At 70.1% G+C, this 25,025-nt stretch carries 22 protein-coding genes and 3 tRNA genes; 14 read left to right on the top strand and 11 right to left on the bottom strand.

Going from position 1 to position 25,025, the window contains the following annotated elements:
- The first annotated feature begins 67 nt into the window (after positions 1–67).
- Together DEJ09_RS12485 and DEJ09_RS12480 are read left to right on the top strand one after the other, a co-directional pair.
- Complete coding sequence (locus tag DEJ09_RS12485) at positions 68–1,480, top strand: APC family permease (RefSeq protein WP_111028824.1); 1,413 nt, start codon at positions 68–70, stop codon at positions 1,478–1,480.
- A gap of 21 nt (positions 1,481–1,501) precedes the next feature.
- Positions 1,502–2,866 carry an NAD-dependent succinate-semialdehyde dehydrogenase gene (locus DEJ09_RS12480; protein ID WP_111088802.1) on the top strand — a complete coding sequence of 455 codons (1,365 nt, stop codon included), beginning with the start codon at positions 1,502–1,504 and terminating at the stop codon, positions 2,864–2,866.
- 333 nt (positions 2,867–3,199) lie between these two features.
- Here the strand turns inward: DEJ09_RS12480 and DEJ09_RS18175 are convergent, their stop codons facing one another.
- The 4 genes from DEJ09_RS18175 to gabT form a co-directional block, all read right to left on the bottom strand.
- Complete coding sequence (locus DEJ09_RS18175; RefSeq protein WP_155896911.1) at positions 3,200–3,358, bottom strand: hypothetical protein; 159 nt, start codon at positions 3,356–3,358, stop codon at positions 3,200–3,202.
- 76 nt (positions 3,359–3,434) lie between these two features.
- The gene (locus tag DEJ09_RS12475; RefSeq protein ID WP_111088801.1) at positions 3,435–4,805 is read right to left on the bottom strand and encodes an NAD(P)/FAD-dependent oxidoreductase; all 1,371 of its coding nucleotides are present in this window, start codon (positions 4,803–4,805) and stop codon (positions 3,435–3,437) included.
- A complete protein-coding gene (locus tag DEJ09_RS12470) occupies positions 4,802–6,289 on the bottom strand; it encodes an NAD-dependent succinate-semialdehyde dehydrogenase (RefSeq protein ID WP_111088842.1) in 1,488 nt (495 codons plus the stop codon). Before DEJ09_RS12470 ends, DEJ09_RS12475 begins: the two co-directional genes overlap by 4 nt.
- Positions 6,290–6,357: 68 nt before the next feature.
- Positions 6,358–7,719, bottom strand: coding sequence for a 4-aminobutyrate--2-oxoglutarate transaminase (gene gabT / locus DEJ09_RS12465; protein WP_111045681.1), 1,362 nt, complete (start codon positions 7,717–7,719; stop codon positions 6,358–6,360).
- A gap of 92 nt (positions 7,720–7,811) precedes the next feature.
- Here gabT and DEJ09_RS12460 point away from each other — a divergent pair, with 92 nt between their 5' ends.
- Positions 7,812–9,347 (top strand): PucR family transcriptional regulator, encoded by a 1,536-nt coding sequence (locus DEJ09_RS12460; protein WP_111088800.1) that lies wholly within the window; start codon positions 7,812–7,814, stop codon positions 9,345–9,347.
- 20 nt (positions 9,348–9,367) lie between these two features.
- The gene (locus tag DEJ09_RS12455) at positions 9,368–9,985 is read left to right on the top strand and encodes a TetR/AcrR family transcriptional regulator (RefSeq protein WP_111088799.1); all 618 of its coding nucleotides are present in this window, start codon (positions 9,368–9,370) and stop codon (positions 9,983–9,985) included.
- On the opposite strand, the gene DEJ09_RS12450 is transcribed toward DEJ09_RS12455, so the two are convergent.
- On the bottom strand, positions 9,968–10,669 hold the full coding sequence (locus DEJ09_RS12450) for an NUDIX domain-containing protein (RefSeq protein WP_111088841.1): 702 nt from the start codon (positions 10,667–10,669) through the stop codon (positions 9,968–9,970). The two genes, DEJ09_RS12455 and DEJ09_RS12450, sit on opposite strands and share 18 nt — an antisense overlap.
- A gap of 90 nt (positions 10,670–10,759) precedes the next feature.
- On the opposite strand from DEJ09_RS12450, the gene DEJ09_RS12445 reads away from it, so the two are divergent.
- Positions 10,760–11,239 carry a hypothetical protein gene (locus DEJ09_RS12445; RefSeq protein ID WP_071404146.1) on the top strand — a complete coding sequence of 160 codons (480 nt, stop codon included), beginning with the start codon at positions 10,760–10,762 and terminating at the stop codon, positions 11,237–11,239.
- Between the two features lie 86 nt (positions 11,240–11,325).
- Here DEJ09_RS12445 and DEJ09_RS12440 read toward each other — a convergent pair.
- A tRNA-Leu gene (locus DEJ09_RS12440) sits at positions 11,326–11,412 on the bottom strand.
- 86 nt (positions 11,413–11,498) lie between these two features.
- Between DEJ09_RS12440 and DEJ09_RS12435 the strand changes: the two genes are divergently transcribed.
- The 7 genes from DEJ09_RS12435 to pknB all read left to right on the top strand — a co-directional run bounded on the left by DEJ09_RS12435 (position 11,499) and on the right by pknB (position 20,690).
- Entirely contained in the window at positions 11,499–12,179 is a 681-nt protein-coding gene (locus tag DEJ09_RS12435) for a DUF3662 and FHA domain-containing protein (RefSeq protein ID WP_017887797.1), read from the top strand.
- Positions 12,176–12,727, top strand: coding sequence for an FHA domain-containing protein (locus DEJ09_RS12430; protein ID WP_111022491.1), 552 nt, complete (start codon positions 12,176–12,178; stop codon positions 12,725–12,727). Before DEJ09_RS12435 ends, DEJ09_RS12430 begins: the two co-directional genes overlap by 4 nt.
- Before the next feature lie 6 nt (positions 12,728–12,733).
- Positions 12,734–14,086 (top strand): Stp1/IreP family PP2C-type Ser/Thr phosphatase, encoded by a 1,353-nt coding sequence (locus DEJ09_RS12425; protein ID WP_071404143.1) that lies wholly within the window; start codon positions 12,734–12,736, stop codon positions 14,084–14,086.
- Positions 14,083–15,528, top strand: a complete 1,446-nt coding sequence (locus tag DEJ09_RS12420) for an FtsW/RodA/SpoVE family cell cycle protein (protein ID WP_071404142.1) — start codon at positions 14,083–14,085, stop codon at positions 15,526–15,528. The genes DEJ09_RS12425 and DEJ09_RS12420 overlap by 4 nt, the downstream gene beginning before the upstream one ends.
- On the top strand, positions 15,525–16,979 hold the full coding sequence (locus DEJ09_RS12415; protein ID WP_110863675.1) for a penicillin-binding protein 2: 1,455 nt from the start codon (positions 15,525–15,527) through the stop codon (positions 16,977–16,979). Before DEJ09_RS12420 ends, DEJ09_RS12415 begins: the two co-directional genes overlap by 4 nt.
- The gene (locus DEJ09_RS12410) at positions 16,976–18,742 is read left to right on the top strand and encodes a serine/threonine-protein kinase (protein ID WP_111088798.1); all 1,767 of its coding nucleotides are present in this window, start codon (positions 16,976–16,978) and stop codon (positions 18,740–18,742) included. The genes DEJ09_RS12415 and DEJ09_RS12410 overlap by 4 nt, the downstream gene beginning before the upstream one ends.
- Positions 18,743–18,863: 121 nt before the next feature.
- Entirely contained in the window at positions 18,864–20,690 is a 1,827-nt protein-coding gene (gene pknB / locus DEJ09_RS12405) for a Stk1 family PASTA domain-containing Ser/Thr kinase (RefSeq protein ID WP_258373888.1), read from the top strand.
- Between the two features lie 273 nt (positions 20,691–20,963).
- Here pknB and DEJ09_RS12400 read toward each other — a convergent pair whose 3' ends face one another.
- Complete coding sequence (locus DEJ09_RS12400; RefSeq protein ID WP_111088796.1) at positions 20,964–21,608, bottom strand: aminodeoxychorismate/anthranilate synthase component II; 645 nt, start codon at positions 21,606–21,608, stop codon at positions 20,964–20,966.
- 81 nt (positions 21,609–21,689) lie between these two features.
- Here DEJ09_RS12400 and DEJ09_RS12395 point away from each other — a divergent pair, with 81 nt between their 5' ends.
- Entirely contained in the window at positions 21,690–21,944 is a 255-nt protein-coding gene (locus tag DEJ09_RS12395) for a cell division protein CrgA (RefSeq protein WP_071404137.1), read from the top strand.
- 349 nt (positions 21,945–22,293) lie between these two features.
- Here DEJ09_RS12395 and DEJ09_RS12390 read toward each other — a convergent pair whose 3' ends face one another.
- Both DEJ09_RS12390 and DEJ09_RS12385 read right to left on the bottom strand, forming a co-directional pair.
- A complete protein-coding gene (locus DEJ09_RS12390) occupies positions 22,294–22,917 on the bottom strand; it encodes a rhomboid family intramembrane serine protease (protein ID WP_228513047.1) in 624 nt (207 codons plus the stop codon).
- A 238-nt stretch (positions 22,918–23,155) separates the two neighbouring features.
- Positions 23,156–23,695, bottom strand: a complete 540-nt coding sequence (locus tag DEJ09_RS12385) for a peptidylprolyl isomerase (protein ID WP_027466924.1) — start codon at positions 23,693–23,695, stop codon at positions 23,156–23,158.
- Positions 23,696–23,810: 115 nt separating this feature from the next.
- Between DEJ09_RS12385 and DEJ09_RS12380 the strand changes: the two genes are divergently transcribed.
- Positions 23,811–24,386 carry a hypothetical protein gene (locus DEJ09_RS12380; RefSeq protein ID WP_051597033.1) on the top strand — a complete coding sequence of 192 codons (576 nt, stop codon included), beginning with the start codon at positions 23,811–23,813 and terminating at the stop codon, positions 24,384–24,386.
- 407 nt (positions 24,387–24,793) lie between these two features.
- On the opposite strand, the gene DEJ09_RS12375 is transcribed toward DEJ09_RS12380, so the two are convergent.
- Together DEJ09_RS12375 and DEJ09_RS12370 are read right to left on the bottom strand one after the other, a co-directional pair.
- Positions 24,794–24,866: transfer RNA gene (locus DEJ09_RS12375), tRNA-Ala, on the bottom strand.
- 56 nt (positions 24,867–24,922) lie between these two features.
- A tRNA-Ile gene (locus DEJ09_RS12370) sits at positions 24,923–24,999 on the bottom strand.
- Positions 25,000–25,025: the final 26 nt, after the last annotated feature.

Raw genomic sequence — 25,025 nt, 5'->3', positions numbered from 1 at the left:
ACCCGTCGGTATGGTGCTCCGAACTGATCCGGGCGACGCTGCCCGGCCCCAAGAGCAGGGAAGTCACATGGCATCACCGATCGCGGTCACCGCGCCGGCAGCACCGGTGCGCGGCGGGTCGCTGAAGCGGAGCCTCGGGCTCTGGGCGATCGTCGGACTCGGCCTCGGCTACATGACCCCGACGGTCGTGTTCGACACCTTCGGCATCGTCTCCGAGCAGACCGACGGCGCGGTGCCGAGCGCGTACCTGATCGCCCTCGTCATCATGGCGCTCACCGCGATCAGCTACGGGAAGATGGTGCGCGTCTACCCCGCCGCCGGTTCGGCGTACACGTACGTCCGGGAGTCGATGCACCCGAACCTCGGCTTCATGGTGGGCTGGGCGTCACTGCTCGACTACCTGCTGCTGCCGATGGTGAACGCCCTGATCATCCGGCTCTACCTGGAGCAGGTGTTCCCGGGGCTGCCGCCGTGGGTGACCGTCGTCGTGTACACGGTGTTCGTGACGACGGTGATCTGCCTGTCGATGCGCGGCACGTCGAACCTGAACATGGTGCTGCTCATCGGTGCGGTCCTGGCGATGATCGCGTTCGTGGTCTTCACCGTCATCGAGCTCACTCACGGTGCCGGTGCGGGCACGATCGTCAGCGCCGAACCCTTCGTGCACGACGGCGTGACGATGTCTGCCCTGCTCACCGGGGCGACGGTGGTGTGCTTCTCGTTCATCGGCTTCGACGCCGTGACGATGTACACGGAAGAGGCGAAGTCGATCCGCATCATGCCGAAGGCGATCATGCTGACCGTCCTGCTCGGCGGCGCGATCTTCCTGGTCTCCGCCTACTTCGCCCAGCTCCGCTTCCCCACCAACGCACCGTTCGGCGAGTTCACCGACGACCCGCTCCCCCAGATCGGCCTGCTCGTCGGCGGTCCGGTGTTCCAGGCGGTCCTCGTGTCGGCCGGGTTCGTCGCCGCACTCGCCTCGGGTCTCGCGTCGCACGCCAGCGTCGCCCGCATGCTCATGGTGATGGGCCGGAACAACGTCCTGCCGAAGCGGGTCTTCGGCTACGTGCACCCCCGCACGCACACCCCGGTGTTCAACGTCGTCTTCGTCGGCGCGGTCACCCTGCTGGCGATGAGCTTCTCGCTCGACACGATCGCGGCCTACATCAACTTCGGCGCGCTCATCGCGTTCACCTTCGTCAACGCCACCGTGATCGTGCACTTCGCGATCCGGAACGGACGCCGTCACACGGCGGGCGACCGCTGGCGCTACATCGTGCTGCCGGGGGTCGCGATGCTCCTGACCGGGGTGCTCTGGTCGCAGCTCCATGCCGACGCCCTGATCGCAGGAGGAGTGTGGGCGGCGATCGGGTTCGTCTACCTGCTCGTCATCACCAAGGGCTTCCGGGTCGCACCGAAGGGCTTCGACGAGAACCAGCCCGTCACCGGTGTGAACAAGCAGCTGACCGACCAGGCCTGACCGCCACCACGAGAGGACGCCATGTACGCCGTCACCGACCCCACCACGGGCACGACCCTCGAGACCTACCCGACCATCACGGACGCCGAGCTGCGCGACGCCGTCGCAGCCGCCGACCGCACGCACACCGAGTGGTCACGGACGACGACGGTCGCCGACCGTGCAGCCCTGCTCCACCGGGTCGCGGACCTGTACCGGGAGCGGCACGCCGAGCTCGCCGCCACGATCGTGCGCGAGATGGCGAAGCCGATCGACCAGGCCGAGGGCGAGGTCGACTTCTGCGCCGACATCTACGACTACTACGCGGACCACGCGTCGGAGTTCCTGGCGGACCAGCCGATCACCCTGGCGGACGGGTCCGAGGGGTCGGCGTTCATCCGCAAGGCCTCGATCGGCGTCGTGCTCGGCATCATGCCGTGGAACTTCCCCGCCTACCAGATCGCCCGGTTCGCCGGCCCGAACCTGGCCATCGGCAACACCGTCCTGCTGAAGCACGCACCGCAGTGCCCGGAGTCCGCCCTGGCCATCGAGCGGATCTTCCACGACGCCGGCTTCCCGGCCGGGGCCTACAAGAACGTGTTCGCGACGAACGACCAGGTCGCCGACGTCATCGCCGACCCGCGCGTGCAGGGTGTCTCGCTCACCGGTTCGGCGCGCGCCGGTGCCGCGGTCGCCGAGATCGCCGGCCGGAACCTGACGAAGGTGGTGCTCGAACTCGGCGGCTCGGACCCCTTCATCGTGCTGTCCACCGACGACCTGGACGCCGTCGTCGAGTCCGCCGTCACCACCCGGCTCGAGGGCAACGGCCAGGTCTGCAACGCCCCGAAGCGGTTCCTGGTGGTCGACGGCCTGTACGACGAGTTCCTGGCGAAGTTCACCGCGGCGATGTCGGCGGTCGCACCGACGGATCCGAGCGTGCCCGGTGCCGAACTCGGTCCGTTGTCGTCCCCGGCCGCGGCCGACCGACTGCAGGAACAGCTCGCGTCCGCCGTCGAGCAGGGTGCGACCGTCGTCACGGGCGGCGACCGCCAGGGCAACGCCTTCCTGCCGACGATCCTGACCGACGTCACGCCGGACAACGACGCCTACCGCGAGGAGTTCTTCGGCCCCGTCGCCGCCGTGTACCGCGTCGCCGACGAGGACGCGGCGATCGCCCTGGCCAACGACACCCCGTACGGCCTCGGTTCGTACCTGTTCACAACCGACGCCGACCAGGCACTCCGGGTCGCCGACCGGATCGAGGCCGGCATGGTCTACGTGAACATCGTCGGCGCGGACAGCCCGGAGCTGCCGTTCGGTGGCGTCAAGGGCAGCGGCTTCGGCCGCGAGCTCGGCCCCCTGGGGGCCGACGAGTTCGTGAACAAGAAGCTGATCCGCATCGGCTGACCGGCGCGGAGACGCCGGCGTCTCCGCCAGACGCCGCCGAATACGACGGCGTCTCGCCGACGGGACGGCGTCCGATCAAGACGCCGGTGTGTTGCAGCCGGACCCACGACGGACGGGAGGCGCGGTGCCAGCTGGCACCGCGCCTCCCGTCCGCTCGTCGATCGCCGCTCCCACGTCGTCACCGGAAGACGCCGTCGTCACGCTTCGACGCCGCGGAACGCGCGAGACGCCGCCGGATCCGGCGGCGTCTCGCTGACGTGGAGGCGTCGAGCGAACACGCCGGCGTCTCACGCCGCCGCACCACCGCGCCTCCCGTCCGCTCGTCGGTCGCCGCTACTGCTGCGGGTCGGCGGGCTCGCCGCCGGAGTCCGTGTCGCTGTCCTGCTGCGGGTCCTCCGTCGCGTCGCCCGTGGGCGACCCGTCCGGCAGGTCCTCGGTGTACTGCTCCTGGTCCTTCGTGGGGTCGCTGGACCCGTTCGCTGCGTCACTCATGGCCCGGACGGTACGCGCGAGCGCCTGGGTACGTCAGTACCTGGACAGGTCACCCAGCCCTGACCCACCGAGGCGGTTACCGCGTCGCAGCGGTCTGCGGAACGACCGCCAGGATCTCCTCGGCGACCTCGCGACCGATGCGCACGGCACCGTCGACGTGCTGGTACCCCTGCCCGGCCAGGTCGCTCGAGGCGAACCGGATCGGACCGACCGCGGCCCGCTGGTCGGCGCCGTAGCGGACGAGCCCGCCCAGGTCGAAGCTCGCCGCGTAGGCGCCGCGCGTCCACTCCTCGGTGCCCCAGTCGCTCTCGTAGTAGACGACCGGCGACAGGGCCTCGTCGCCGTAGTAGTGCGCCAGCGAGGCGAGCACCCGGGCCCGGCGTTCCTCGGTCGACAGCGCGAACAGGTCGTCGGCGTGCTGGTCGGAGACGAACCCGACCAGGGTCCCCTGCTCGGAACCGTGCGAGGTGTTGTCGTACGCCTCGTGCACGACCTCGTACGGGCTGAACGCGGTGCCGGACAGGCCCGCCGCACGCCAGAAGGGGCGGTCGTAGACGGCGTGCACCTTGATCACGAAGCCCATCGACAGGTGCTGGTGCAGCTGGTGCTGGCGTCGGGGCAGCGGCGGCTCGTACGAGATCCGCGAGTACAGGGGCGGCGGGACCGCGACGAGGGCCTGTCGGGCGTGCACCTCGATCCCACCGTCGGCGAGCGCGACGACCCCGTCGTCGCTCCAGCCCAGCGTCCGGACCGGGGCGTTCAGGTGCACGTCGTCGCCGAGGCGCTCGGCGAGCCGCTCGGACACCTGCTGCATGCCGCCGACGACCCGCTTGTCCAGGATGAAGTCGGCGTCGACCAGGTTGGTGAAGCTGCCGGCGGACGCCGCCATCAGCAGGGCCTGCAGCGCCGAGAACGCGTGCGCGGGCTTCGTGAGCATGGCGCCGGCGATGAACAGCTCGACGTTGTCGGTCGCGACCCGGTCGGGGCTCAGGTCGTGCAGCCAGGCGCGGAACGAGACCTCGTCGAGGGCGGCCGCGTCCGGCGTCTCCCAGGGGCGCGCCGGGTCGACCTCCGCGACGTACTCGTCGACGACGGCGACGAGCCGTTCGATCTCGTTCGCCGTGGCCTCGGGCAGGGGGAAGATGTCGCCGGTGTACTCGGTCCGGGTGCCGTCGGCGTCGATGTAGACGCTGGAGCCCTCGCGGTACCGGTCGTACGTCTGCAGCCCGAGCTCGTCGAGGGTCTCGAGCAGTGCGGTCTGGTCGGGCGAGACCCACTGCCCGCCGATCTCCAGGGTCACCCCGTCGATGTCGTTCGTCCAGGTGCGGCCCCCCACGCGGTCGCGGGCCTCGAGCACGGCGACCCGCAGGCCGGCGGCGCGCAGGCGGGTCGCGGCGGTGAGACCGGCGACACCGGCTCCGATGACGACGACGTCCTTCTCGATCATCGAGCTGCTCCTTGTGCGGTCGTGGTGCTGTCGGTGTGCCGGAACGGGTCCGGGGTGAGCGTGTACATGGTCTCGAGGTACTCGGCGATGCCCTCGCCGCCGCCCTCGCGACCGAGGCCGGACTGCTTCACGCCGCCGAACGGTGCCGAGGCGTTCGACACGACCCCGGTGTTCAGCCCCAGCATGCCGGTCTCGAGCCGCTCCATCAGGCGCTGCCCCCGTGCCGGGTCCTCGGTGAACGCGTAGCCGACCAGACCGTACTCGGTGTCGTTCGCGGCGGCCACGGCCTCGTCCTCGGAGCGGAACGTGCGGATCGCGAGCACCGGCCCGAAGATCTCGTCGTCGAGGATCGCGCTGCCGGGCTGCACGTCGGTCAGGACGGTCGGCGCGTAGAAGGTGCCGGGCCCGTCGACCGGATGCCCGCCGGTCCGGACCGTCGCCCCGCGCTCGACAGCGTCGGTGACCAGGCGGTGGGCCTTGTCCACGGCGCGGGCGTCGATGAGCGGCCCGATGGCGACGCCGTCCTCGGTCCCCCGGCCGACCCGCATCGCGGCGACCCGTTCGGTGACCCGGCGCGTGAACTCGTCGGCGACGTCCTCGTGCACCAGGAACCGGTTCGCGGCGGTGCAGGCCTGGCCGGTGTTCCGGAACTTCGCGGCGAGTGCGCCCTCCACCGCCAGGTCGAGGTCGGCGTCGGCGAACACCAGGAACGGGGCGTTGCCTCCGAGCTCCATGCTCGTCCGGAGCACGTTCTGCGCCGCCTGGCCGAGCAGCGTCCGTCCGACCGGCGTCGAACCGGTGAACGACAGCTTCCGCAGGCGGGGGTCGGCGATCACGGGCGCGGAGACGTCGGCGGCGTGCGTGGTCGGGACGACGTTGACGACGCCGGCGGGCACGCCGGCCTCGACGAGCAGGTCGGCGAACAGCAGGGTGGTCAGCGGCGTCAGTTCGGCCGGCTTCACGACGACGGTGCAGCCGGCGGCGAGCGCCGGAGCGATCTTGCGGGTCGCCATCGCCAATGGGAAGTTCCACGGCGTGATCAGGAACGCGGGCCCGACGGGCTTGTGCGAGACGGTGGCGCGGCCGGTCCCCTCGGGGTTGGTGCCGTACGAACCACCGATGCGGACCGCTTCCTCCGAGAACCAGCGGAGGAACTCGCCGCCGTACGTGACCTCGCCGCGGGCCTCGGCCAGGGGCTTGCCCATCTCCAGCGTCATCAGGAGCGCGAACTCCTCGCGTCGCTCCTGCAGCAGGTCGAACGCGCGGCGCAGCACCTCGGCGCGCTGCCGCGGGGGCGTGGTCGCCCAGCCGTGCCGTGCGGCGACGGCGGCGTCGAGCGCCTTCCGGCCGTCCTCGGGTGAGGCGTCGGCGATGTGCAGGAGTGTTTCGCCGGTCGCAGGGTCGACGACGGCGAAGGTCGCGTCGTCGGCCGCCGGCTGCCAGACACCGTCGACCAGGAGGCCCGTGGGGACGCGGTCGAGCACCGCCTGTCCGGCGGCTGGTCCGGTGGCGTCGGGGACGCTGGGCCAGGCTGTCGTGGGGATGGTCGCGCTCACGACGCGGCCAGCCCGTCGAGGACGACGGTCAGGCCGTCGCGGAGCAGGTCGTCGTCGATCGACAGCGGCGGCAGGAAGCGCACGACGTTGCCGTACGTGCCGGCCGTGAGGGCGATGACGCCGTGCTCGAACGCGTACCGCACCACCCGTCCCGTGAGCCCGGGGTCGGGATCGCCGGTGGCGGGGTCGACGAGCTCCATCGCGACCATGGCACCGCGGCCGCGGACGTCGCCGATGCGGGGGTCGTCTGCCTGGGCGCTGCGCAGGGCGTCGAGCAGGACCGTGCCGATCGCCCCGGCGCGCTCGACGAGTCCGTCGTGCTCGAAGGCGTCGATGGCCGCGAGTGCTGCGGCGCAGGCGATCGGGTTGCCGCCGTACGTCCCGCCGAGGCCGCCGACGTGGGCGGAGTCCATGATCGCCGCACGCCCGGTCACGCCGGACAGCGGGAGTCCGCCGGCCATGCCCTTCGCGGTCGTGACGACGTCGGGCACGATCCCCTCGTGCTCGCTGGCGAACATCGCGCCGGTGCGGGCGAACCCGGTCTGCACCTCGTCGGCGATGAACACGACGCCGTTGGCGGTGGCCCACTCGGACAGGGCGGTGAGGAACCCCGGTGCCGGGACGACGAAGCCGCCCTCGCCCTGGATCGGTTCGATCAGGACCGCGGCGGTGTTCTCGGCGCCGACCTGCTTCTCGATCTGGCTGATCGCACGCTTCGCCGCTTCGGGCCCCGACAGCCCGTCGTGGAACGGGTACGACATCGGGACGCGGTAGACCTCGGGTGCGAACGGCCCGAAGCCGTTCTTGTAGGGCTGGTTCTTCGCGGTCAGCGCCATCGTCAGGTTCGTGCGGCCGTGGTACGCGTGGTCGAAGACGACGACGGCCTGCCGACCGGTGTGCTTCCGGGCGATCTTGACGGCGTTCTCGACGGCCTCGGCCCCGGAGTTGAACAGCGCCGTCCGCTTCTCGTGGTCGCCGGGGGTCAGCCGGTTGAGCGCCTCGGCGACGGCGACGTACCCGTCGTAGGCGGCGATGGTGAAGCACGTGTGCGTGAAGGCCGCGACCTGCTCGGTGACGGCGGCGACCACGCCGGGGTGGGCGTTGCCGACCGACGTCACGGCGATCCCGGACCCGAGGTCGACGAACGAGTTGCCGTCGGCGTCGACCACCACGCCGCCACCGGCCGCGACGACCGCGATGGGCACGGCGACGCCGACCCCGGCCGCGACGGCGCCGGCCTTCCGGGCGAGCAGCTCCTGCGATCGCGGACCCGGGACGGCGGTGACGAGCCGTCGTTCCTGGGGCAGCGACGGGCCGCCGGTGGTCGCTCGGGTCGCGGACGCTGCGGTGGAGGACATGCCGCGATGGTAGGAGCCACCACCGCACACTCGTACTGTCCACGGCGTACATCGACCCCCAGGCGGATCGACCCGGTGGATAGGGTGACGGCATGCCCGCAACGCTGCGCTCCCTGCTGCACCGGCGTGAACTCCACCTGCGCCCACTCACGGACGCGGACGAACACGCCCTCGATGCCCCGCTGTCCTGGCTGCACAGCTCGGACCTCGAGGACCCGACCCCGTTCCTCGCCGAGGGTCAGGGGCTGCTCACGACCGGCACGCAGTTCGGTGCCGAGGCCGACGTCCGCGACGACGTCGCCGAGGCCTACGTCCGCCGGCTCGTGGACCGCGGTGTCGTGGCGCTCGGGTTCGGCACCGAGGTCGTCCGCGCCGGCACCCCCGACGCCCTGGTCACCGCCTGCAGTCGGCACGGACTGCCGCTGTTCGAGGTGCCCTACGAGACGTCCTTCATCGCGGTCGCGCAGGCCAATGCCGAAGCGGTCGCGCGGGACGCCAACGCGCGCGGCGCCTGGGCCCTCGCCGCGCAGCGCGCCATCTCGCTCGCCGCGATGCGACCGGACGGACTCGGCGCGACCATCGCCGAGCTCTCCCGCCAGCTCGACGGGTGGGTCGGCCTGTTCGACGTCTCCGGTCGGCTCGACCGCGGACACCCCGCCGACGGGCTGCCCGCTGCCGACCTCGAGCTCCTGCGGACCGAGGCGCTGCGGCTGCTGCGCTCCGGGCAGCGGGCGAGCCTGCCGGTCGCCACGGACCGGGGCGTCGGGTACACCCTGCAGACGCTCGGCAGCGGCGGGCACCTGAGCGGCGTGCTCGCGATCGCGAACGGCGGAGCCCTCGACCGGGCCGGACGCGAGGTCGTCACGGCCGTGATCGCCCTGGCCGGCCTCGCCCTGCAGCAGAACCGGGAGCTCGCCCGTGCCCGGGGGCTCCTGCGGACCGGACTCCTCACGATGCTGTCCGTCGGCGAACCCGAGGTGGTGCAGGCGACGTCACGCGAGGTGTGGGGGCCGCTGCCCGCCGAACCCGTCCGGATCGCGGCCGTCGACGTCCCCGACCACGACCTCGACACCGTGGTGGACCTGCTCGAACTGTGGGTGCAGGACCGTCCGGGGCACCTGTTCTTCGCGGTCGACGACGCCGTGTTCCTCTGCGTGAACGCGGACGACACCGGGATCGTCGCCGAACTCGTCGACCGCTTCGACCTGCGCGCCGGCCTGTCCGACGGCGCCGCGTACCGGTCCTTCGGGCGCGCCCGCACCGAGGCCGTGCAGGCACTCGACCGACGTCGTGAAGGACGCCCGGGCACCACCGAGTTCGGCGACCTCGCACGAGAGGGGGTGCTCGCCCACCTCGCCCACGTCGACGTGGACGCCGGTGCCGTCGCCCGCGCGTTCCTCGCCCCGCTGCTCGACCACGACCGCACGGCCGGCACCGAGCTCACGGGCACCGTCCGGACCTGGCTGCAGGAGAACTGCGAGTACGACCGCGCCGCACGCGTCCTCGGCATCCACCGGCACACCGCCCGCGCCCGGGTCGAGCACGCGGGTCGGCTCCTCGACCGTGACCTCTCCGTCTTCTCGACCCGGGCCGATCTCTGGGCAGCCTTCGTGGTCGAGGGCGCGTGACGCGCGGATACGGTGGGACGATGCCGTCGACACCGGCCCGCCGGCGCCTGAGCCCGGCCGAACGCGGATCCCAGATCACGGTGGCCGCCGTCGAACTGGCGCGTGCCGAGGGCCTCGCGGCGGTGACGCTCCGCGGGGTCGCCGCCGTGATCGGGGTCGCGCCCTCGCTCGTCGCCCACTACCGCCCGAGCATGGAGGACCTGGTCGGCGAGACGTTCCGCACCGTCGCGGACGCCGAGGTCGCCGAGGTCCGCGCGATCGTCGCCGCTGCGCCCGACCCCGTCTCCGGCCTCCGCACCCTGCTCGGTTGCATCGCCGATCCCGCCCGCGACGACGTCGCCACCCTGTGGGCGGACGCGTGGAGCATCGGCCGCACGAACGCGGCACTGGCGACCGCGGCACGGGACGTCATGGACGACTGGCAGATCCTCGCCACCACGGTCGTCGCCGACGGGGTGCGCGCGGGTGTGCTGCACACCGACGACCCGGACGGCGTCGGACGCCTGCTCTTCGCGCTCGTCGACGCCACCAACGGGTACGCCCTGGTCGACTACCTCGACCGCCCGACCCGCGAGGGCCTGGTCCGCACGACGATCGCACGAGCGGTGGGCCTGGACGGGTCAGCCCTGTCGGGGTGACACCCGCCGCAGTGCCACTGACCGCATTGCCACCCACTGCAGCAGCATGATCGTCTTGCCGTCGGCGATCCGACCGTCCGCCACCATCGCGAGCGCCTCGTCGAGCTGCACCTCGAGCACCTCGATGTCCTCGCCCTCGTCCTCCACGCCGCCACCGGCCTCGACCCGGTCGGCCGGGGTGTACGCGCCGAGGTAGAAGTGCACCCGCTCGGTGACCGAACCGGGGCTCATGAACACGTCGCCCAGGTGCTCGAGCGCACCGAGCCGGATGCCGAGCTCCTCGACCGCTTCACGCCGCACCGCGGTCTCGGGGTCGTCCTCGTCGAGCAGTCCCGCCGCGGCCTCGATCAGCATGCCGTCCGGGTGTCCGTTCACGTACGCCGGCCACCGGAACTGCCGCGTGAGCAGGACGGTGCCGCGCTCGGCGTCGTACGGCAGCACCGTCGCGCCGTTCCCGCGGTCGTAGGTCTCGCGCTGCTGCCGGTCCCACCGACCGTCACGGCGCCGGACGTCGAGGGTCGTGCGGCGGAGCACGTGCCACCCGTTCGACACCACCTCGACGTCCCGCACGACGACGTCCGGGTTGCGGTCCAGGGCACGGCCCACGGCGTCGAGGCCCGTCCGACCACGGTCGTCGGGGACGTCCACTCCGGGACGCTGGACGGTGGTGCGTTCGTCGGTCACCCGGTCACCGTAGCGGGGCACCTCGGCAGGTCTCCGTCCGCTCGGTACGCTCGACGTGCCGCACCAGGGAGCGGCAGAGGGCGGTGCAGCATGACCAGGACGTTCATCCTCCGACGACCGGACCGACCGCAGGTGGTCACCGTGTCCTTCGTGCTGTGGTTGGTGTGGGTGGCAGCCTGCGTCGCCGCCACGGTGCTCCAGTTCTTCGCGACGGACGCGGCGGTCGGCCAGGCGCCGGTCCTCGCCGGGATCGTCGCCCTGGTGCTCTGGGCCCTGGTGACGTGGGCGGTGTTCCGGATGGCCGCGGGCTCCCGCGTCGCGCGCATCGTGCTCGTCGTCGTCGCGGCCTTCCGCGCGCTCCTGAGCGTCACCGGCGGCGAACTCGCGGTCCTGACGATCGCGCTGTCGGTCGTCGCCGCGGTCCTGCTCTTCCTGCCCAGCGCGCGCCCGTTCTTCGCCCCGCAGCAGGCCCGGCGAGCCGACCACGGGTTCGACGGAACCGGCGTGTCGGGGCCGAGCCGTGCCTCCAGGCCGGATGCCGACCACACGACGGACGCCGACCGGGGCTGAGGCCGGACGCGTCGACGGCCGTCCCCGGCCCGCGCCGAGAAACAGGAAAGGCCCCGGATTCCTCCGGGGCCTTTCCTGTTTTCGCCTGGTGCGCGAGGGGGGACTTGAACCCCCACGCCGTTTCCAGCACACGGACCTGAACCGTGCGCGTCTACCAATTCCGCCACTCGCGCCAGCCCCGAAACACTACCACGCACAGACGGGTGTCAACGCCAACCACTACCATGCAGTGGTTGACGACCGACGACACGGGAGACGCATGGGCCTGCTGGACAACTTCGAGCGAGGGTTGGAACGCGCCGTCAACGGCGCGTTCGCGAAGACCTTCCGCTCCGGGGTGCAGCCCGTCGAGATCTCGAGCGCCCTGCGGCGCGAGCTCGACACGAAGGCCGCGGTGGTCTCCCGTGAACGCATCCTCGTGCCGAACGAGTTCACCGTGCGCCTGGCACCGCCCGACTGCACGCGCATGAACGACGTCGGTCGCCCGCTCATCGACGAACTGACCCAGATGGTGCACCAACACGCCGTCGCGCAGAACTACTCGTTCTCCGGCCCGGTCACCATCCGGCTCCAGCAGGACGGCACGCTCTCGACGGGCATCCTGCAGGTCGACTCCACCACCGTGCAGCGCGACGTGGCCTGGATCCCGGTGCTCGACATCGGCTCGCAGCGACACCGACTGCACCGCGGGCGCACGGTGATCGGGCGAGGCAGCGACGCGGACATCACCATCGCGGACACCGGGACGAGCCGGAAGCACGTCGAGGTGCTGTGGGACGGCAAGCACGCCCAGGCCACCGATCTCGGCTCCACGAACGGTTCGAAACTGAACGGTCAGCACTTCCAGCAGGCGATCGTTGAGCCGGACTCCACCATCGAGATCGGTCGTACCCGTATGGTGTTCCGGGTGATCCCGGAGAACGACGGAGGTGCTCGATGACCACAGGCCTGACCCTGCTCGTCCTGCGCTTCGCGTTCCTCGCGGTGCTCTGGCTGTTCGTCTTCGTGATCGTGTTCGCCCTGCGCAGCGATCTCTTCGGCCAGCGCGTCCGCACGATCCCGACCGATCCCAAGTCGGCGCCGTCCGGGCCCAGCACCCCCACCGTCCCCGCTGCAGCGGCCCCCGGGCCCGCCTCGAGCGGTGCCTTCACCGACGTGATCGGTCAACCGGGTGGTGGGCAGCGGCCCGCCTCGCCGGCCGCGGCCCGACTCGTCATCACCGAGGGTGCGCGCGAGGGCATGGAGATGCCGCTGGGTGGCGGCCCCATCACGATCGGGCGTTCGAGCGAGTCGAACGTCGTGATCCGTGACGACTACACCTCGACCAACCACGCCCGCCTCGACCTCCGCGCCGACGGCTGGCTCCTCACCGACCTCGAGTCCACGAACGGCACCTTCGTCAACGGTCAGAAGGTGAGCGCTCCCGTCCTCGTGGCAGAGGGCACGCCCATCACGATCGGGACGACGACGTTCGAGCTGCGGCGGTAACCCGGCATGACCGCTCGCACGCTGAGCGCCGCTGTGTCCCACGTGGGGCGCATCCGCGCGAACAACCAGGACTCCGGCTACGCCGGGGCGCACCTGTTCGCGGTGGCGGACGGCATGGGCGGCCACGCCGGCGGTGACGTCGCCTCGGCGATCGCGATCCGACGCATCCGCGAGGTCGACCGCGAGTTCCCGTCGGCGCACGACGCCGAGTTCGCGCTGCAGTCGGCGCTCATCGCGGCGAACCAGCTGATCACCGAGACCGTGTTCGAGCACCAGGAGCTCACCGGCATGGGCACCACGGTGTCCGCGATGATCCGCGTCGGCGAGCAGATCGCGATCGCGCACATCGGCGACTCCCGCATCTACCGTCACCGCGACGGCGAGCTGCAGCAGATCACGTCCGACCACACCTTCGTCCAGCGGCTCGTCGACAGCGGACGGATCACGCCGGAGGAAGCCGCGGTCCACCCGCGTCGCTCCGTGCTGATGCGCGTGCTCGGCGACGTCGACGCCGCACCCGAGGTCGACACGGCGATCATGGACATCCAGCCGGGCGACCGCTGGCTGCTCTGCTCCGACGGCCTGTCCTCGTACCTGGCCGAAGAGCGCATCCGTCACGCCCTGGCGTCGAACATGGACGCCAACCAGGTCACGCAGCGCCTGGTGAAGGAGACGCTCGACCACGGCGCCCCCGACAACGTCACCGTCGTGGTGATGGACGTCACGGACACCGAACCCGAGGACGACGACGACGCGGCCACCACGGTCGGCTCCGCCGCGGCACCGCTCACCTTCGAGGCGTCGACCGGCCGCAAGCCGATCCGCCTCCCCACGATCCTGCTGCACCCGCTCAAGGTCACCACCGCCCCCGAGGACTCGCACTTCGAGCCCGAGTCCGACCAGTTCTTCGCCGAGCTCATCGCCGAGGACCGCCGACGCCGCATCCGCCGTCGGGTGTCCTGGACCGTCGCGCTCGTGGTCGCGGTCGCGGTGCTCGTCGGCGCGGTGTTCGTCGGCTGGCGGATCACGCAGGACCACTACTACGTCGGCACCGACCGGGGCACCGTCGCGATCTACAAGGGCGTGCAGCAGTCGATCGGGCCGTTGGCGCTGTCGGACGTGTACGAGGACAGCGACATCACGGTCTCGTCGCTGCCGGACTACACCCGCGAGAACGTCCGCTCCACGATCAACGCGCAGTCGCTCTCCGACGCACGGGACATCGTCGAGCGCCTGCGCAAGGCCGCCGCGACCGGCGAGGACCAGGCCGGCACCGGTGGGGACGGCGACGCCAGCTCGTCCCCGTCGCCCTCGCCGACCCGTTCGCCGTCGCCGAGCCCCACGCGGAGCCCGCGATGAGCAACGCCACGGCCGCCCAGTCCTTCACCCAGGCGATCACGATCAAGCTCCGGGAGCCCGCCCGCGCGCGGAACCTCGAGCTCTTCCTGCTCGTCATCGCGTGCGGCATCTGCGCGGGTGCGATGGTGCTCGTGCAGCTCGGCACCAAGGGCCGGCTGTTCGACCAGTCGGTGCTCTGGGTCGGCGGCGGCATCCTCGGCCTCGCGCTGGTCATGCACGTGGTGCTGCGGGTCGTCGCCAAGAACGCCGACCCGTTCATCCTGCCGATCGCGCTCGTCCTGAACGGCATCGGCATCGCCGAGATCTACCGCATCGACGTCCACAACGGCCTGTCCGGCTGGGACGCGATCGGCGTGAAGCAGATCGTCTGGACGATGCTCGCGATGGTCCTGGCGATCATCACGCTCGTCGCCGTCCGCAACCACCGGTTCCTGCAGCGGTACCGGTACATCTTCATGGCGCTGACGATCGTCCTGCTGCTCCTGCCGATGCTGCCGGGCATCGGCACGAACATCGGTGGCGCGCGGGTCTGGATCAAGATCGGCCCGTTCTCGTTCCAGCCCGGTGAGCTCGCGAAGATCACCATGGCGCTGTTCTTCGCCGGGTACCTCGTCACCGCCCGCGACTCGCTGTCGATCGTCGGCAAGAAGTTCCTCGGCATGACGTTCCCGCGTGCCCGTGACCTCGGCCCGATCCTGGTCATGTGGGGCGCCGCGATGGCCGTCCTCGTGTTCCAGCGCGACCTCGGCACCGCCCTGCTCTACTTCGGCCTGTTCCTCGTGATGATCTACGTGGCCACGGCACGCATCAGCTGGGTCGCGATCGGTCTCACGCTGTTCATCGGTGGAGCCCTCGTCGCACAGAGCGTCCTGGAGTACGTCCGCGGTCGCTTCGAACAGTGGCTCGACCCGTTCAACCAAGAGGTCTTCAGCCGCGACACCCAGGCGAGCTACCAGCTCGTGCAGGGCCTGTTCGGCTTCGCGAACGGCGGCATCACCGGCACCGGGCTCGGACAGGGCCGGCCGTACATCACGCCGGTCGCCAACGCCGACTACATCGTCGCGTCGCTCGGTGAAGAGCTCGGCCTGATCGGCGTCTTCGCGATCCTCGCCCTCTTCATCGTGTTCGCCTCGCGTGGCATCCGCGTCGGGTTCATGGCGCAGGACGACTTCGGCAAGCTGCTCGGTGTCGGCTTCGGCTTCATCATCGCCCTGCAGGTGTTCGTCGTCGTCGGTGGCATCACCCGGATCATCCCGGTGACCGGTCTGACCACGCCGTTCATGGCCGCCGGTGGTTCCTCGCTCATCGCCAACTGGATCATCGCCGCGATGCTGCTGCGACTCACCGATTCCATCCCAGCCGAACAACGCGTCCAGCAGGGCGCGATCCCCGCCGCGAGCGGGCGGTCTGCGCGCGCGACCAGGAAGGAGCGTCGTCGATGAACCGACAGCTCCGCGGTGTCTCGACCGTCATCGTGCTCATGTTCGTCGCACTCTTCGTGTCGACGACGTCGATCCAGTTCTTCGCGGCCGACTCGTTGCGCGCCGACTCCCGGAACTCCCGAACCATCTTGGACAGTTACTCCACCAAGCGTGGCGCGATCCTCGTCGATGGCAGCCCGATCGCCGAGTCGACCCCGGTGGACGACCAGTACCAGTACCAGCGCAAGTACACGAACGGCGACCTGTACTCCGCGGTCACCGGGTACTTCACGATCGGGCAGGGCAACACCGGCATCGAGAGCGCGGAGAACACCGTGCTCTCGGGCAACTCGGACGCCTCGTTCTTCCAGAACCTCAACTCGATCCTCACCGGCCAGGACGTCCAGGGCGACAACGTCAACCTGACCATCGACCCGGACGTGCAGCAGGCCGCGTACGACGCGCTCGGCACCAACAGCGGCGCCGTCGTCGCGATCCAGCCGAAGACCGGCAAGATCCTCGCGATGGTGTCGAAGCCGAGCTACGACCCGAACTCGCTCACCTCGCACGACACGGCCGAGGTCAAGCGGCAGTACGACGCGCTGCTCGGAGCCGACACCGCCCCGCTGCAGAACCGTGCCATCGGCGGCGACCTGTACACCCCCGGATCGGTGTTCAAGCTCGTGGTGGCCTCGGCGGCACTCGAGGGCGGCAAGTACAACCTCGACTCCACGTTCCCGAACCCGTCGCGACTGCAGCTGCCCGGCACGAGCTCGTACATCAACAACGCCGAGGGCGGCACGTGCGGCGGCGGCGACAAGGTCAAGCTCCGCACGGCCATCCAGTACTCGTGCAACATCCCCTTCGCCGAACTCGGCCAGAAGCTCGGGTACGACGCGATCAAGAGCATGGCCGACAAGTACGGCTTCGGCGACGCGATCGAGATCCCGATGGCGGCGACCGCCAGCCAGTACCCCGACGTCGACTCGACGGCCCAGCTCATGCTGAGCGCCTTCGGCCAGGCGAGCGTCCGGGTCTCCCCGCTGCAGATGGCGATGGTGTCGGCCGGCATCGCGAACGGCGGCAAGGTCATGCAGCCCTCACTCGTCGACTCGATCACCACGAGCGACCTGAAGACGGTCGAGTCCTTCTCCCCGAAGCAGTACAGTGATCCGCTGTCGTCCTCCGAGTCCGCTGACCTCACCGAGGCCATGCAGAGCGTCGTGAGCGCGGGGACCGGTACCAATGCCAAGATCGACGGTGTCGACGTCGCCGGCAAGACCGGCACGGCCGAAGGTGGCACCGGCGATCCCTACACGCTCTGGTTCACGGGGTTCGCCCCCGCCAAGGACCCGGAGGTGGCCGTCGCGGTCGTCGTCGGCAACGGCGGCGGGCTCGGGCAGTCCGGAGTCGGCAACACGGTCGCGGCCCCGGTCGCGAAGAAAGTCATGGAGGCGGTGCTGAACAAATGAGACCCACCAGCGGACTCACCTTCGGTGGGCGGTACCAGCTCTCCTCCCGGGTCGCCATCGGCGGCATGGGCGAGGTGTGGCAGGCGACCGACCTCGTCATCGGCCGAACCGTCGCACTCAAGATCCTCAAGGACGAGTACCTCGGTGACCCCGGCTTCCTCGAGCGCTTCCGCGCCGAGGCCCGGCACGCTGCCCTCGTCAACCACGAGGGCATCGCCAACGTCTTCGACTACGGCGAGGAGGACGGCAGCGCCTACCTCGTGATGGAGCTCGTCCCCGGCGAAGCCCTGTCGACCATGATCGAGCGCGAGCACACGCTCCCGGTCGACAAGGTGCTCGACATCGTCGCGCAGACCGCGAACGCCCTGCAGGCCGCACACGCGGTCGGCCTGGTGCACCGCGACATCAAGCCCGGCAACCTGCTCATCACGCCCGACGGCCGCGTCAAGATCACCGACTTCGGCATCGCCCGCATCGCCGACCAGGTCCCGCTCACCGCGACCGGTCAGGTGATGGGCACGGTGCAGTACCTGTCGCCCGAGCAGGCGAGCGGCCACCCCGCCTCGCCGTCGACCGACATCTACTCGCTCGGCATCGTCGCGTACGAGGCCCTGGCGGGTCGTCGTCCGTTCACCGGTGAGTCGCAGGTCGCGATCGCGATGGCGCACATCAACGAGCAGCCGCCGCCGCTGCCCGGGGACATCCCCGAGCCCGTCTCGGCCCTGGTCATCTCGTGCATCGCGAAGAAGCCGGCCGACCGTCCCGCGACGGCCGCGAACCTCGCACGCGCCGCACAGGCGCTCCGTCGTGGTGACGTCGCCGCAGCCACCGTGGCCGTCCCCGCGATCGCGCAGAACGGCACCGTCGCGTTCAACCCGCCCCAGGGCCAGGGGAACGACGCCGCGACCGCACTCCTCGGTACCCAGGCCGGAGCGATGGCCGGCGGACCGGGCACCCCCCGCTCGCCCGTCTCCGACGAGCCCGAGGAACCGAAGAAGAAGCGCGCCTGGATCTGGTGGGTCGTCGGCATCATCGTCGTGCTCGCCATCGCCGCCGGCGCCGCGTACGCCCTGAACGCGAACAACGCCCCGGAACCCGAGCCCACGAAGTCCTCGAGCACGCCGAAGGCGACCCGCACGCCCACGCAGACCCCGTCCCCCGAACCGACCGAGACCCGCGTCACGGTCTCGGCGGCGGACTACCAGGGGCAGAACGCCGAGCAGGTCGCGAACCAGCTCCGCGCCCGGGGCCTGCAGGCCGAGGTCGTCGCCGGGTCGAACGCCACGTCGTCCGACCAGGTCGGGACCGTCGAGTCGCTCAGCCCCGAGGGCAGCCTGGCCCCCGGCACCCTCGTCACCGTCAAGGCGTTCGGCGACGTGCTGACCGCAGCGGCGCCCGAGCGTGCCACCGGCGGGACCGTCAGCGAGTCCGGTCGTGTGACCTTCAGCTGGCCCGCGTACACGAGCTGCCCCGCCGGGTACTCGGACGTCAGCTACACGTACACGATCGACAACGGCACCGTCCCCTCGAACGGCAGCAGCTCCGGCTCCACCTCCGGTACTGCGGTGACCGTCGCCGGCGCCCAGTACGGCAAGGTGACCCTGTCGTACAAGGTGACCTGCAAGTCGCCGCAGTCCGATTCCTCGGTGGTCTCCGCGTCCTCGCCGGGCGCGCAGGTCGAGTGGACCGAGCCCACGGACCAGGAGACGACCAACCCGGACGACGGGATCAACCCGACCGAGACCCCGCAAGACGACCTGTGAACGACCCCCGGACGGGGACTGTCGACACCGTTCGGTAACGGTTCGGTCGACCCCTCCCTGACCAGCGTCTCACCAGGTGGTGCTGCCGTACACTAGCCCGGACGAACAGACGGAGGAGTACGTGCCAGAAGGTGTGACCGCGGGGATCACGCTCCTCGCCAATCGCTACGAGATCGGTGACGTCATCGGTCGGGGCGGCATGGCGACCGTGCACCTCGGCAACGACACCCGCCTCGGCCGCAAGGTCGCGGTGAAGCTCCTCAAGCCGAGCCTCGCCAACGACCCGGCATTCCGCACGCGGTTCCGGCAGGAAGCCCAGGCGGCTGCACGCATGGCGCACCCCACCGTCGTCCGCGTGTACGACGCCGGCGAAGAGACGGTTTCCGAGCCGTCGGGCGCCGAGGTGCAGGTCCCCTTCATCGTCATGGAGTACGTCGAGGGCCGTCCGCTCTCCGACATCATCGCCGAGGGCGCCGTCGCCCCGGACGAAGCCGTGCGCATCACCGAGGGCATCCTCACCGCGCTCGAGTACTCGCACCGTGCGGGCGTGGTCCACCGCGACATCAAGCCCGCCAACGTCATGGTCACCCACACCGGCCAGGTCAAGGTCATGGACTTCGGCATCGCCCGGGCCATCACCGACACCTCGGCGACGGTCGCGCAGACCACGTCGATCCTCGGAACCGCCTCGTACTTCTCACCGGAGCAGGCCCGCGGCGAGACCGTCGACGCCCGCACCGACCTCTACTCCACCGGCGTCGTGCTCTTCGAGCTCCTCACCGGTCGCGCTCCGTTCCTCGGGGACACCCCGGTGGCGGTCGCGTACCAGCACGTCAGCGAGCAGCCGGTCGCACCGTCGACGATCTCGCCCGACGTGTCACCGGCCCTCGACGCCGTGACCCTCCACGCCCTGGTCAAGGACCGCACGCGCCGGTTCCAGAACGCGGCCGAGTTCCGCTCGGACCTGCAGCAGGCCGCAGCCGGCCGGGTGCCCGCGTCGACGAAGAAGCAGCAGCAGAACGCGGCGAACGACGCCTCGACCGTGCTCTTCGGCGTCGACCCCCGCACGACGACCAACGCCGCATCGGCGTTCCGCGAACTCGACGACGACACCGCCGAGCACCGACCGCAGCGCACGCAGAACCGTCCCCCGGTCGCGTGGATCTGGGTCGGCATCCTGCTCACCGTCGCGGTCATCGTCGCCGTGGTGTTCTTCGTCGCCAACCTGCAGCCGGGCAAGCCGCCGGTGTCGTCCTCGGTCAGCGTGCCCAACGTGGCGGGGTCGACCTACAGCGCCGCGGCCAGCGCCCTCGACAAGAAGGACCTCAAGCCCGTCAAGGTCGAGGAGAACTCCGACAGCGTCGACAAGGGCACGGTCATCCGGACGGACCCGGGCTCCGGCGTGAACGTCGGGCGCAACCAGAACGTCAACGTCGTGGTCTCCCTCGGGCCTGAACGCGTCCCCGTGCCCGAGCTCAACGGGCAGTCGCAAGCGGCTGCGCAACAGTCCCTCGACGACGCCGGATTCCGTCTCGGCGCGATCTCGAGCGACTACTCGGCCGACGTCCCCGAGGGCACCGTACTGAGCTCCGACCCCGAGTCGGGTTCCCTGCACACCAAGGGCATCGTGATCAACCTCACGATCTCCAACGGCAAGGTGCAGCTGCCCGACGTCACGCAGCAGCAGTACTCGGCGGCGAAGGCCACCGTCGAGCAGCTCGGGCTCACCGTGAACCCGGCGCCGTCCTACTCGTGCACCGGCGGACTCGTCACCCAGCAGGACACCCCTGCCGGAGACGTCGCCCAGGGCAGCGCTGTCACGCTCACCTACTGCGCGCGAGCTGCGGCGCCGCCGAAGGCACCGTCGTCCAACAACGACAACAACGACAGCGGCGGCAGCAACGGGAACAACGATCGCGGTGACGACCAGGGTGACGACGGCCGCTGAGCCGACCGTCTCCTGACGCGACCGTCCTGACCGGACGGGTGACGGGCCTCCCGTCCGTCCTCCGTGCCCACAGGCACGTCCGCTCGTCGCCTCCGCTCCTGACGGCCTGGAGGCACGGCGCCCGCCCGCAACCGGCCGCACGTCACGCAGATGGTCCGATCCAGTGCCCGCGAGACGCCGTCGTGTCAGCAAGACGCCCCCGAACGGACGAGACGCCGCCGGATCCGGCGGCGTCTCGATGACACGACGGCGTCTGCCGCCACGGAACGTTCGTCAGGCGCGGTGCGTCGCGATGAGCGGCCCGAGGTCGGCGGCGCGCTCAGCTGCGCCGGACAGCCCGGTGGTCTCGAGCCAGTTGCCCACCATGCGGTACCCGCCCTCGGTCAGGACCGACTCGGGGTGGAACTGCACGCCGAACACGGGGTGCGCGCGGTGCTGGACGCCCATGATGACCCCGCCCTCGGTCCGCGCGGTCACGGTGAGGTCGTCGGGGACGGTGCCGTCGACGATCGCGAGCGAGTGGTACCGCGTGGCCGTGAAGGGGTGCGGGACGCCAGCGAAGAGCGCGCTGTCGTCGTGGTCGACCTCGGAGGTCTTGCCGTGCATGAGCTCCTCGGCGTGCGTGACCGTGGCGCCGAGCGCCTCCGCGATGGCCTGGTGCCCCAGGCAGACACCGAGCAGCGGGGTCTCGGCAGCGATGGCCGCGTGCACCGTGGGGATCGAGACGCCGGCAGCCGCCGGTGTTCCCGGACCGGGCGACAGGAGCACGCCGTCGTACTCCGCGATGCGGTCGGCGATCTCGGACTCGGGGAAGGCATCGTTGCGCACGACGTCGGTCTCGGCGCCGAGCTGCTGCACGTACCCGTTGAGCGTGTAGACGAAGCTGTCGTAGTTGTCGACGACGAGGATCCTGGTCATGGCGGTTCACCGTACTCGTGGGGGATGTGTGCGGCGGTCCGCGGGCCGATCCACACACGTGGTCACGGTAGGATACCGGCCATGGCCAAGGACAAGGACCGCACCAAGCCCGCCCGGACGACCCGAGCTGACTCGGTCGACACCGCGGGGGACGCCCCGAACCCGGTGTGGTTCAAGCCGGTCATGTTCGGCTTCATGCTCATCGGTCTGGTGTGGGTGATCGTCTTCTACATCTCGAACGCCACGCTGCCGGTTCCGAGCCTCGGCTCCTGGAACATCGTCGTCGGCTTCGGCATCATGTTCGTCGGCTTCCTCATGACCACCCGCTGGCGCTGACCCTCAGCCCGCTGTTCACCCGACGCCCGTCGCACCGCAAGGTGCGGCGGGCGTCGTCGTTCTCCACAAGCTCAAGCGCTCCTGGAACGCACATCCTCGAGGATCCCACCGTTCTCCACACTTTTCCCCACTCTCCACACCGTCATCCACATCCAGACCCCGGAGTTATCCACAGCCGATTCCACAGTGGGGATAATCACACTGGTGTAACTCACCGACTTCTCCACACCTGTGGATAACTCCCAGTGCCGCTGTGGACAGCTGTGGATGAGCAGGACGTGGCCAACCCTGGGAACGACGAACGCCCCGCCGCAGTGCGACGGGGCGTTCGGGGAGCGTTGTGGCGGTGTCAGCCGATCGTGACCGCGTACCCCACAGCGGTGAGCGCGATGCCGAGCACCGCCGCGCCGATGATCAGCGCGATCTGCAGCGGACGCTTCCGGATGTTGCGCGTCTGTGCGAAGACGAAGCCCATCAGGAAGCCGCCGATGATCCCGCCCACGTGCGCCTGCCACGAGATGTTGACGCCGGGCAGGAACCCGATGACCAGGTTCAGCCCCATGAGCACGAGGAGCTGCACGGCGTTGTTCCCCAGGCTGCGCTGCAGCACGAAGAACGCGGCGAACAGCCCGAATATTGCACCCGAAGCACCCAGCACGGTCGTCCCCGGCGCCAGGAAGGTGACGAGCATGGACCCGAAGATCCCCGTGATGAAGTACAGCGCCACGAACCGCCAGGTGCCGAGCATGTTCTCGAGCATCCGACCGAAGATCCAGAGCGCCCACATGTTGAACAGGATGTGGAAGATGCCCGAGTGCACGAACAGCGAGGTCACCACGCGCCAGGGCTGCGTCGGCAGCAGGAACGAGTTGTAGGCGAGCAAGCTCGTGAAGAACCGCCCGCTGACCTGGTCGAGCAACCAGATCGCCACCGTGATCGCCACGATGACGGTGGTGCCCTTCTGGTCGAGCATGGCGAAGCGCCGCCGAGCGACTGTGAACCCGCTGGGGGCTCCGGACGCTCGGCGGTTCGCTGCGAACTGTGCGCGCTGTTCACGCACGCACTCCGGGCAGTGCACCCCGACCGCCGCCGGCGTCTGGCACTCCGGGCAGATCGTCCGCCCACAGCGCTGGCAGAGCACGAAGCTCTGCCGGTCCGGATGCCGGTAGCAGGTGTTGTTCGGGTTGTACGCCTGGTCGGTCACGTGCTGGTCAGACGCCTTCGACGTCGATGCTCTGGATGACGACGTCCTCGACGGGCTTGTCACGACCGTCGGTCGGGACGCCCTCGATCGCGTCGACGACCGCGCGGGACTCGTCGTCCGCGACCTCACCAAAGATGGTGTGCTTGCCCTGCAGCCACGGCGTCGCCACCGTGGTGATGAAGAACTGCGAGCCGTTGGTGCCGCGGCCGCCCTGGATGCCGGCGTTCGCCATGGCGAAGATGTAGGGGTTCTGGAACGTGAGCTCCGGGGAGATCTCGTCGTCGAAGCGGTACCCGGGGCCACCGATGCCCTGGCCGAGCGGGTCGCCGCCCTGGATCATGAAGTCCTTGATGATGCGGTGGAAGATCACGCCGTCGTAGAGCTTGTCGGTCGAGACCTTGCCCGTGCCGGGGTGGGTCCACTCCTGCTGGCCCGTGGCGAGGTCGACGAAGTTCTTGACGGTCTTCGGTGCGTGGTTGCCGAACAGGTTGACGCGGATGTCGCCCTTGTTGGTGTGGATCGTTGCGACAGCGGTGTGCAGAGACATGTTCCGATTCTCGCATGTACTCCTGACCGCGGACGGATTGCACAGCTGCGGTTCCGTGACCTGTCAGGCAGTGTGGTGGCAGGATGGGGTCACGCCGATCCGATGGAGGTACCAGATGACGACGATCGAGATCCCGCGAAAGCGTCGGAAGCAGATCAAGAAGCTCAAGGGCCAGACCGCCTCGCTCCTCGGCGAGCAGCGCAAGGTCCTCGAGCACGCGAACGCGATCCTGGCTGAGGCCCGGTCGAACGCCGCGGACGCAGCTCGCAAGGACATCGCACCCCGCGTGCAGAACGCGATCGACAACGGGATCCGTCCCGCGTTCGCCACCGGCGTGCACGCTGCCACCTCGGCAGCGCAGAGCGCTTCGCACAAGTTCCAGTCCGAGGTGGTCCCCGGACTCGTCTCGACCGCTGGCTCGGTGCTGAGCGTGACCGACCTCGCGAAGGACCCCCGGGTCAAGAAGATCGTGAAGAACGCGCAGAAGAAGAGCAAGAGCGCGAAGAAGGCTGCCGCGAAGTACGTCCCGTCGCAGCAGAAGAAGGGTCTCGGCTTCGGCGGAGTCGCACTCATCATCGTCGGCGTCGTCGCCGTCGCCGGTGCTGCGTACGCCGCGTACCAGACGCTCCGCGCCGACGACGACCTGTGGGTCGCCGACGACGCTGACACGGCGGAGAAGCCCGCCGCCTGACCTCCCGGTTCGTACGAAGGGCCCCGGCTGCTGCCGGGGCCCTTCGTCGTTCCCCGGGCACGCGCTGAACCTGCGCACCGCGTGCCGTGAACGCACCCACCCACCGACCTGGAGGCGCGCGCCGGCCTGGCCCCGCGCCTCCCGTCCGCCATGCGCTCACGCGACGCGCCCCGGGGACGCCGCCGAAAGGTCACAACCTGTCGTCTGGAGGACGCGCAGACGACAGTTCCAGCGACCTCGACGAACCGCACGCGGCAAGTCGCGACCACTCGAGAAGATGCCGGCCGCAAGCAGATTGGCCGACCGAGCCGCCCACGACGATCGCGACGCAGGGGCGGCGGCGCGCATGGGCACAGAACGAAGCCCCTGGGAAGACGACGGAGTCGGCAACCAGGGGCTGATGCGAGTGGAGCCTGGGAGAATCGAACTCCCGACATCCTGCTTGCAAAGCAGGCGCTCTACCAACTGAGCTAAGGCCCCGAGTGCCACCGAGGTGATCGGCGACAGGATGGGATTGTCGTGCTGTTCCGGAGAACTGGTGGGGCTACAAGGACTTGAACCTTGGACCTCTTCGTTATCAGCGAAGCGCTCTAACCGCCTGAGCTATAGCCCCTCAGACCGGATGAAAGCCTACCGTAC

The sequence above is a fragment of the Curtobacterium sp. MCLR17_055 genome, from assembly GCF_003234305.1.
Classification (GTDB): Bacteria; Actinomycetota; Actinomycetes; order Actinomycetales; family Microbacteriaceae; genus Curtobacterium; species Curtobacterium flaccumfaciens.
The sequence above is the reverse complement of the archived record's forward strand: the minus strand, read 5'-3'. Positions and strand labels throughout refer to the sequence as shown.